Below are 9,048 nucleotides of genomic sequence, written 5' to 3'. Positions count from 1 at the left end.
ATTTTTGTTCATAAACAGCTGATATATAAGGCTTTACACGCGAGGCAAGCAGACTTTGTTTACAGAATAGGCACTCTATTACTACGTAGCTGTGTTAAAAGATGGGTATTTACCACCTTCAATTTCGATCAATTATGCCCACTTAAAACGCCCCTCGATCTTTATCTAAAGACATCACAGCGTCATATAAAAATCGTTTTGATGCAATTAGGCTTCATTATAATCATTATATTGCATTCATAATCGTTTTTGCGCAAAATGGCTTATCTATAATCGCTTGAGCCACTCATGATAAACACCCCTACCTTAGACCCTATTGGCGCAGCATGGCTTATCCGTCATGCAAGCATCGAGCTGGTTTCGCCTTTATATGTCAGCAGTAGTATCGGTGGGCGCAGGCAAACCTATAAAGACGGTGATGTCATCCATAACGCTTATCAGGAAACCGCGCGTCCACTGGACACTATCATTGCTCACTTACAGTTTCACATGCGTCATGAAGTATTGAATTTAGAGTTACTGACTCGTCTGTTTGAGCAGATAGGGGCTAATGACTTACAAGCATGGGTAAACGCTGAGCCCACAGGCAGCTATGCCCGTAGAATGGCTTTCTTGTATGAATGGCTCATGGATAAAGAGTTAGCAGTACCGAGTAATTTAGGCGGTAACTATGTGGATGCTCTAGATGCTAAGAAGCAGGTTACTTCAAGCCCTGCGCATGTCATCAAGAATGCTCGTTGGCGTATCAATGACAATCTTGCAGGAACCCGTCATTTCTGTCCTCAACTGGTAAAAACAGAGTCGTTTACGCAAGCGGCAGCACTCGATATTGCCACGATGGTTGATAAGCTTAACGATGAATTTGGACAAGACTTACTGATGCGTGCCTCCGTATGGATGACATTACGAGAGAGTAAAGCCAGCTTTACCATAGAAGGTGAAGGGAAAGAGTTAAAACGTATTGAACGTTTTGCCGATGTGATGGCACGGCGTACCGGCACCGGTGACATTCCGCTTGATCCTGAATCATTGGCAGAGTTGCAACAAGAGATACTCGGTAGCAAAACGGTTATCCAGCAGTATGGTGTCCGTCAATCACCAGTTTTTGTGTCGCATACTCAGGTCAATGGCTTTAAAGAGATTGTGCACTATATCGCGCCACCTGCTGATGACATTGCTGAAAAGCTCAAAGGGTTACAGGCATTTATGGAAAAGACCGAGGGGCAATCGGCACTGATACGTAGTGCGGTTGCTTCCTTTGCTTTTGTATATATTCATCCGCTGGCGGATGGCAATGGCCGTGTACATCGCTTCTTAATTAATGACGTCCTCAGGCGAGACCAGGTCATTCATGAGCCGATTATCCTACCTATATCACAAGCCATTGCTGAGCATCCCTCAGACCGTCATGCCTATGACAAAATTTTAGACCGTGTCTCTGTGCCGCTTATGAAGCAAATCCGTGATCATTACAGCTTTGATAAAAAGGCAGTTACTTACCCTGATGGTATTCGCTCAAACTTAAATTTTGGAAATACTCACCTGATTCAACCTGCATGGCGCTTTATGGATCTAACGCCTCACGTTCAGTACTTATTAGGACTGATTGCTCATGTTATTGAAAAAGAGATGCATAACGAGTCACAGTACCTAAGAAAGCATGACCATGCACGACTGGCGATAAAAGAGATTGTTGAGATGCCCAACAGCTATGCCGATAGAATCATTCGCAGTATGCTGCAAAATAAGGGTGCTAAAAGTAATAAGTTACTTAAGGATTATCCATTTTTAACAAATGATGAGGTTTGGGACGATATTTTCTCTGTCGTTGTAGAGACCTTTAAAGATGAGACAGATGAATTGAATAGGTAGAACAGACCCTGCTATATGCAGGGATGTCTACCTTGACGATTAAGCTGGTATAAATATCATCGTTGCGATGATGATTCGACTACAAAAGATTCGGCTGAAATACCATAGCCTAAAACGTAATCAATATTTTTCTTGACCCTATTTACGCTAATAAACTACTTAAAACAGACTGTATAAAAGGAACTGCTGATAACAGACCATTGTAATTTGACAAGCCTTGATACAGATAGTCAAAATGATTTTGAGTATTTGAGTATTTGAGTATTTGAGTATTTGAGTATTTATTTAGCTATACAGCTATCAAATGACGCGAGCACTTAGCTGTAGCTTGTATTTCAGAATAACTACGCCCAGATTTCAGAAGGCTAGCGATAATCTTACGCTTCTCGGTATCTTTCCTACGTCCTGAATATTTACTTTCTACCTTAGTACGAGAAATACCTTACATCTGACGGTTACGTCGATCTTCATAGTCCTTTCTAGCAATAGCAGCGAGCATATAAAGCATCATCGAATTGATGGCCTGTAATACGCTGCTCATAAATTCAATGCTGCTATCAGATTGAGGCGTTATATAAGAGGTCGGTAGCTCTTCTGATACTACCGCCAGCTTCTTTTCTAATAGCATTCTTTTGAGAGTATCCCAATCAGCTTGGTTTAAACGTGCTAAGCGGTCAATCTGCTCAACCAAATTATATCGCCTTCATGGGCATCATTTATCAGTTACATTAACTGTGGACGTATTAAAGTTGCGTCTGACTCGTTTTCAACATAGAAGGCGGCAATTTTGTGACCATGATCAGCAGCAAACTATATGAGCTCACTTTTGGCACGCTTGGCATCTTGATCTTTGATGGGCGCTCTATGCTCTGATAAACATAAACACCTAAAATAGTCTGTTATAAGTGGTTCCATTATTGCAGTCTATTATAAGTAGACTATTAATTGATTAAGAGACCTGTTTTGATAGTGCCCCTGGGGTATACCCTACGATAACAGGAAAGCCATCGCGGATGACAAAACCTGTTTAGCTTTTAAACAAAACGGGTTTGTCGATAGTATGTAAGATAAGTTCGAAAAGTAACTGGAGTGTGAGACTATTCATACTGGGTCTGAATTAAAGTTTTATTGTGATTAATTTCTGCTCAATGTTATTCATTTGTCGCCACGATGAGTGATGGCGGCTTGTGATTTAGTTAGGAAAAATAATCTTGAGTAATAAGATACGTTTGTGGCATTTATAGCAGAGCTTGTTCTAGGCTTCTTTACTTACATTTTCCTGCAAGTTCTTTTTTAGTAAATGATCGAATATAAATGGGCCAAAAGGTAAGAGTGAGCCGAGTACGCCCGCAGGTATTGCCCAAAGAGGCATTTTCATTTTGATAGCTGAGCCTATAAGTATTATGATATAGGTAATAAACAACATACCGTGTGCCATACCGATGTATTTCACACCTTCTGGAATGTCCATCATATATTTTAGTGGCATGGCGATGAAGAGCAATAATAAGAAAGAGGTGCCTTCTAGATAGCCTATAAGGGTAAGACTTTTTAACGCTGTCTCTTGTTTTTTTTCTAAGGCTGTGAATTTTTTCAATAGTTGGCTGAGTCTGTGACACTGTATTTTCCTTTTGTTATGATCAATAAAGAATTTATGGATTATTCAATGTCTCTATAATAATGGCTCTACGCAGAGCTTTTAAGTATTGAGTTTTAAGACCTAAAATGAGTGAGTACCTATACCAGTCATACATTACCTTCCAGTTCACATTTTATAAACATACTCAAGTATAAAAAGTATTTTTCCGTATAGAGTGAATACGACGCTAGTTCATTTTGTTTGTGATAATCGGCATCAATGTGCTTATTTATTACGCTTACTTTCTAAAAATATCATGTCAATTATAATCAATGCGACACCGACACAGACACCTATATCTGCAACATTGAAAATAGGATAATTCCAGACATCAGCATAATGCACATGGATAAAGTCAACCACTTTACCAATTCTTAAACGATCGATTAAGTTGCCAATCGCACCACCAAGCATTAAGGCCAACCCCATAGATAATAGCTTGGCTGCACGTGGCGCTTTGATTAAATAAACCGTTAAAAAGATAGCCATTACAAAAGCTAAGCCTGAGAAAAACCATTTCTGCCAACCGCCAGCGTTGGCTAAAAAGCTAAATGCTGCCCCATAGTTATAAGCGAGTGTCCAGTTGAGAAATGGTTCAATGACCGGTACGGGGTCATTGAACGCTAATGTGGTTTGGGCCAACCACTTAGTCCATTGATCAAGTATTAATACCATTATCGCCAACAAATACCAGATAAAAGCGCGACTGCCATTGGCAACCATTTTTGGCATTTTGTCCAACTTATCTTTAGGTGTTATTGAGTTGTCTGAAGTCACGTACATAGCTTTAGGCGTATGATTTATGGTTTTAGAGTCAATCGATTGATGAGTACTACTCACAGCTATAGGTACCTTCTTGTCAGCAATATTAGTACTAGCCGATTCAACGCTATTCAATTTAGTACTATCTAATCTGTCGGTAGATTCAGTCATAGTTGTTTCCTTTATCGGTGGTGTGTCAAAAAGTATGCTGATTAAAATTTGAACAATTTTGAAGCCTTGAAAAGCCCTATAGAATCAGAGAACTTAGCATAGATTTCTTATTGACTTTTATCGCCAGCATACTTTTTAGAACACCACCCCTTTATCTATGTTTATACAATGAACAATGTTAAACGTATATGTTTTTGGTATACGATTATTAATCGCGCCACTTTCATAAACGGCTCCACTTACCGCTCTGGTATTATGAAACTTACGGTAATAATTTTTGGGGCTGTCCTAGATAAGTAAAATTATTTAGGATAGCACTATGAGAAAGAGTAAACTAAGTTGGTATAAACAAAGCAGACTAATCGAGTCATTTGTTGCCGGTTCTACCGCGAGAACAGCAGCAAGCCTAATTGGTATTAATAAAACCACAGCCAGTTATTACTTTCATAGGCTAAGACTGCTTATTTACGAGAATAGTCAAGACCCTGGTCTATTTGAAGGCGAAATCGAAGTAGACGAATCATACTTTGGTGGAACTCGTAAAGGCAAGCGAGGGCGAGGTGCTGGTAGCAAAGTGCCCGTGTTTGGTCTATTAAAGCGTAATGGCAAGGTCTACGCTTGTATTATACCCAATGCTAAAGCAGATACTTTGATCCCCATTATAAGAGAAAAAGTGAAGCCTGATAGCATTGTTTATACTGACTCATTTAAAAGCTATAACGCATTAGATGTCAGTGAGTTTACTCATTATCGTATCAACCACTCCAAAACCTTTGTTAATGACAAGAATCACATTAATGGTATAGAGAACTTTTGGAACCAAGCTAAACGGCATCTACGTAAGTTTAACGGAGTTCCAAAAGAACATTTTCACCTCTATTTAAAGGAATGTGAGTGGCGTTTTAATCACAGTGACCCAAAGTCGCAATTACTACAATTAAAACAATGGGTTAAACAGGGTTTGAACTAGTTATCTAGGACAGCCCCTAATTTTTTATTAGGGAATCTGTTGATTGATTTCAACATTAACCTGAGTCTGTTCAACGCTAATCATTATAGGATTACCCGATAAGTCGCCTGATTCTGCTATGGCATTACCGCTATGACTAATACGAGCAACGACTGCTAACTGAGTTTTGTCACTACGAGCTGAATTTAACGTGCGATCTGGCATCATCGCATCAAGATTGCTTAAGCGGATACTAGCCTCACCTTGCTTGATAATACTAATGGGTAAACGTTTGGCGGCAAACGGTGGACCTCCTTTAACGTCACGTATCGCAACAAACAACACATCATCAGCTTTCACTAACGGTAATAAATTAGCGTTAATTTTCACTGTCACGTCAATACCTTCTAGCGCTTGCTTTTCTTGCGTGCTAACGTAGTTGCTTAACTCATCTAAGCTTGCTAAAGCTTTAGTATGATCACCTGGTTTGGCCACAATGCTGCCTTGTAAGCGTTTAATCCAACCTTGCGCTTGGGCAAAGTTACTACTACGAGTCTCACCCATTGCCATGAGCATTTGAGCCCGTTCATGCTGCGGATTCTTAGCTAATATAGCTTGTAATACACGGCGAATATTGGCGTCTAACTGACCTTCATTAACAAAAAAACTAGTCTGAGCATAAGTAGTAGCAATCTCCTCGTTATCAGGTGCTAAACGATAGGCACGCGATAAGGCTTCTAAAGCAGAGCCAGTCGCCTCCATCGATAAGAAAAGCTCAGATAGGCGCATCCAGCGATTAGGATCATCAGCGTTACGATGGACGTTGGTCTGCATAGCGCTAATCAACTGACGACCGTTTTCAGTCGCCCACTTTGGTGGCTTATCAATCTTAGCCGTCAATAGGTCATCAGCCACTTGTCCTACTTTGTCCTCGCTTGTCCACGAATCAAACACGGGCGTACGATTGCCTATTAGTAAGTACGCCATTGCAGCCAATATTGGGATCCAAGCTGCGACAATTAAACGGCTTTTGACATCAGGGGTGACCATAGGTGTTATCTGACGCTGCGCATCTAATAGCTGACGCTCCAGTTCCAGCTTTTGATTTTGATAATGGCTATTATTAATAGTACCGCTGTCTTTATCTGTTTGTAGCTCAGCTAAACGTTCGCGAAATACTGCAACATTAATATCTAGCAGTTGATTGTCTATTGGTTTGGACTGCAAACGCGGTGCTCGTAGCCATGGCATAATAGCAATTAGCGCAAATATAAGAGCAATCAGCAAGCTTAGAGCTACAAATAAGCCAAAAGTAGAAAATAGAGTCATTTTTTGTCCTCTATGCTAGTAATATCGTGGTCGACATTCTCAGCTTGCGATAATAGACGATCAAGCTCAGCCTTTTCCGCAGAGGTCAAGGCAGCAGTACTGTTCACTGTAACGCCGTTTTGGCCACGGGCGACAACTTGGCGGCGTTTACTTTGCCAAAACCAACCAACAATTAAGACGAGCAATAATAATGGTGGAAAAAACCATAGGATCCATGTCGATGGTCGCATAGGCGGCTTGTAGCTAATAAAGTCACCGTAGCGCTCTTGCATATAGGCGCGTATTTCAGCATCACTACGTCTATCCTTAATTAAATCATAGACTTTTTGCTTTAGATCCTGTGCAATCGGTGCATCAGAGGCTGCAAGGTTTTGATTTTGGCATTTTGGGCAGCGAAACTCTTCTATTAATCCACGATACTGAGCTTCTTGCTGTGGTGAATCAAAATCGTATACGTCAATAGCTGCGTTTGCCGTCATGTTAAGCAAACACGCTAGTATTAAGCTTGCTAGTTTTAAAATTATATTGAGTTTTATTTGAGGAGCTCTTATTCGAGTAACGTTCATTTGCACATCTCCTCAACCTGAATGAGATCAGGACTATCGTTGTTCTTATTAGCCTCATTAAGTACGGTCAGGCACGGCTTAACACGCTGTTGCCAATTGGCTTCATTAATCTCACCAACAATATGCTGACGAATGATGCCATCTCCATCCACAACAAAGGTTTCGGGCGCACCAGTTATGCCTAAGTCTAGAGCAAACTGACCCAATGAATCCTGAATAGACATAGAAAATGGATCACCGCCTCGGTTTAAGTAACTGAGCGCATTACCAATCTCATCCTTATAATTCACACCAACGATATCAACGCCGCGCTCTTCTAGTTGCATTAAAAACGGATGCTCAATAATGCAAGTTGGGCACCACGAGCCCCAAACATTAAGTAAAAACGGCTTATCTGGCAAATTATTATTGGTGATAGTACGGGTAGTATCTGCTAATAACGGCAGCTCAAAGGCAGGAACCGGACGCTCAAGAGCGGTATTGGTCACAATGTCTGTTGGTTTACCTAAGCGCATGTACAATATAACTACCAAACCAAAAAAGAGGATAAGCGGAATTAAGAACCATAGCTTCATCTGCTTTTTTTCATTGCCTTTGGGTTACGCTGCTTACTGTTTTGGCTATCTTTTTGCTCAGGAGTGTTATTCGACATAGTCATTTACTTCTCCTTTAGTGTCGACATCGTCGATACTGAGATTGCCTGCTCAATAGCTACCTCATTGACTCCATAAGTAGCCAAACTACCAGTAACTAGCAACGGAGCTTTAATTTTTTTGATGCGGTATCGTTTATCAAGCATACTAATTAATCCACCTAGAGCCATGATAATTGCCCCTAACCAAATCCAGCGAATTAATGGTTTTACATAAATCCTTAATGCCCATTGGTTACTACCATCGGCAATAGGTTCGCCCAGTGCGACATAAACATCGCGCATAAGACTGGGGTCAATAGCAGCTTCAGTTGTTGGCATCGTGCTGATAATATAAGTACGCTTTTCTGGAGTCAGTTTCGCCACTTCACGACCGTCTTTGGATACCACCACTTGCGCTTGCGTTGCATCAAAGTTACTACCCTTTATTTCAAAAAATTCAGTTACTTCAAAATCGTAACCTTGAACATTGACTGTATCGCCAATACCCATTGCTACGTCACGCTCAATACTCAGGCTACTAGTAAAGGCTATGCCAATGACAGCAACCAATACGCCAATATGAGCAGTCTGTTGACCCCAATAGCTCAGACGCAACTGCCGCAAACCGTTAAAAAGATTAGGCGCATTCTTAGTTTTATCTTTAAAATCAACTGCCATCCATAGCAGTGCCCAAAAGCTAACGGCTAAAGTCACACCAATATTAAGCATAGACGATGGATTAACAAAGTAAGTAATAATGGCGGCTAATACTAAGCTACTAACGGCGATGACCATGCCTATACCCAGTAGTGGACGGGTGTCTTTTTTCCAGCGAATATTTGAGCCCATACCCATAGCTATTAATAACAGCCACGTTAAAGGTACAAATAATGCATTAAAATAAGGAGGGCCAACGGACACTTGTCCTAAACCAAAAGCATCAGCGATAATAGGGTAAAGGGTGCCGAGCAGCACCACTAAGGTTGCAATCAAAATGATGGCGTTGTTGATCACTAAAAAGGACTCACGTGAAATCAGCTGATATTGACTTTCAACGGTTAAACGCCAACCTCGAACGGCAAACATTAATAGACCACTACCGATGATAATGCCAAGAATAGCTAAG

At 40.8% G+C, this 9,048-nt stretch carries 8 protein-coding genes and 1 pseudogene; 2 read left to right on the top strand and 7 right to left on the bottom strand.

Annotated elements, in window-relative coordinates:
* Positions 1-288 precede the first annotated feature (288 nt).
* Complete coding sequence (locus CXF58_RS00410) at positions 289-1,872, top strand: Fic family protein (RefSeq protein ID WP_102076233.1); 1,584 nt, start codon at positions 289-291, stop codon at positions 1,870-1,872.
* 289 nt (positions 1,873-2,161) lie between these two features.
* On the opposite strand, the pseudogene CXF58_RS14110 reads toward CXF58_RS00410, so the two are convergent.
* The 3 genes and pseudogenes from CXF58_RS14110 to lspA all read right to left on the bottom strand — a co-directional run bounded on the left by CXF58_RS14110 (position 2,162) and on the right by lspA (position 4,444).
* Positions 2,162-2,787: pseudogene (locus tag CXF58_RS14110) on the bottom strand (recombinase family protein).
* A gap of 340 nt (positions 2,788-3,127) precedes the next feature.
* Positions 3,128-3,469, bottom strand: a complete 342-nt coding sequence (locus tag CXF58_RS00400) for a DUF3817 domain-containing protein (protein WP_102076232.1) — start codon at positions 3,467-3,469, stop codon at positions 3,128-3,130.
* Positions 3,470-3,736: 267 nt separating this feature from the next.
* Positions 3,737-4,444: a signal peptidase II gene (gene lspA, locus CXF58_RS00395; RefSeq protein ID WP_102076231.1), complete on the bottom strand. Its 708-nt coding sequence runs from the start codon at positions 4,442-4,444 to the stop codon at positions 3,737-3,739.
* 319 nt (positions 4,445-4,763) lie between these two features.
* Between lspA and CXF58_RS00390 the strand changes: the two genes are divergently transcribed.
* Positions 4,764-5,414 (top strand): IS1595 family transposase, encoded by a 651-nt coding sequence (locus CXF58_RS00390; protein ID WP_102076230.1) that lies wholly within the window; start codon positions 4,764-4,766, stop codon positions 5,412-5,414.
* A 27-nt stretch (positions 5,415-5,441) separates the two neighbouring features.
* Here the strand turns inward: CXF58_RS00390 and ccmI are convergent, their stop codons facing one another.
* The 4 genes from ccmI to CXF58_RS00370 all read right to left on the bottom strand — a co-directional run.
* Positions 5,442-6,722: a c-type cytochrome biogenesis protein CcmI gene (gene ccmI, locus CXF58_RS00385; RefSeq protein ID WP_062844957.1), complete on the bottom strand. Its 1,281-nt coding sequence runs from the start codon at positions 6,720-6,722 to the stop codon at positions 5,442-5,444.
* Positions 6,719-7,201: a cytochrome c-type biogenesis protein gene (locus tag CXF58_RS00380; RefSeq protein ID WP_371532842.1), complete on the bottom strand. Its 483-nt coding sequence runs from the start codon at positions 7,199-7,201 to the stop codon at positions 6,719-6,721. The genes ccmI and CXF58_RS00380 overlap by 4 nt, the downstream gene beginning before the upstream one ends.
* An 83-nt stretch (positions 7,202-7,284) precedes the next feature.
* On the bottom strand, positions 7,285-7,863 hold the full coding sequence (locus tag CXF58_RS00375) for a DsbE family thiol:disulfide interchange protein (protein WP_102076228.1): 579 nt from the start codon (positions 7,861-7,863) through the stop codon (positions 7,285-7,287).
* Between the two features lie 83 nt (positions 7,864-7,946).
* On the bottom strand, positions 7,947-9,048 hold a 1,102-nt coding region (locus tag CXF58_RS00370; RefSeq protein ID WP_323807191.1), incomplete at its 5' end, for a cytochrome c-type biogenesis CcmF C-terminal domain-containing protein.

Origin of the sequence: Psychrobacter sp. Sarcosine-02u-2, assembly GCF_002836335.1 — a bacterium.
GTDB lineage: Bacteria > Pseudomonadota > Gammaproteobacteria > Pseudomonadales > Moraxellaceae > Psychrobacter > Psychrobacter faecalis.
This window is presented reverse-complemented; position numbering and strand designations above follow the sequence as displayed.

What these genes read in the sequence shown, in the direction of transcription:
- CXF58_RS00380 (WP_371532842.1), bottom strand. Translation starts at nt 7,201, where the DNA reads ATGACGGCAAACGCAGCTATTGACGTATACGATTTTGATTCACCACAG.
- CXF58_RS00390 (WP_102076230.1), top strand. Translation starts at nt 4,764, where the DNA reads ATGAGAAAGAGTAAACTAAGTTGGTATAAACAAAGCAGACTAATCGAG.
- CXF58_RS00375 (WP_102076228.1), bottom strand. Translation starts at nt 7,863, where the DNA reads ATGAAGCTATGGTTCTTAATTCCGCTTATCCTCTTTTTTGGTTTGGTA.
- ccmI (WP_062844957.1), bottom strand. Translation starts at nt 6,722, where the DNA reads ATGACTCTATTTTCTACTTTTGGCTTATTTGTAGCTCTAAGCTTGCTG.
- lspA (WP_102076231.1), bottom strand. Translation starts at nt 4,444, where the DNA reads ATGACTGAATCTACCGACAGATTAGATAGTACTAAATTGAATAGCGTT.
- CXF58_RS00410 (WP_102076233.1), top strand. Translation starts at nt 289, where the DNA reads ATGATAAACACCCCTACCTTAGACCCTATTGGCGCAGCATGGCTTATC.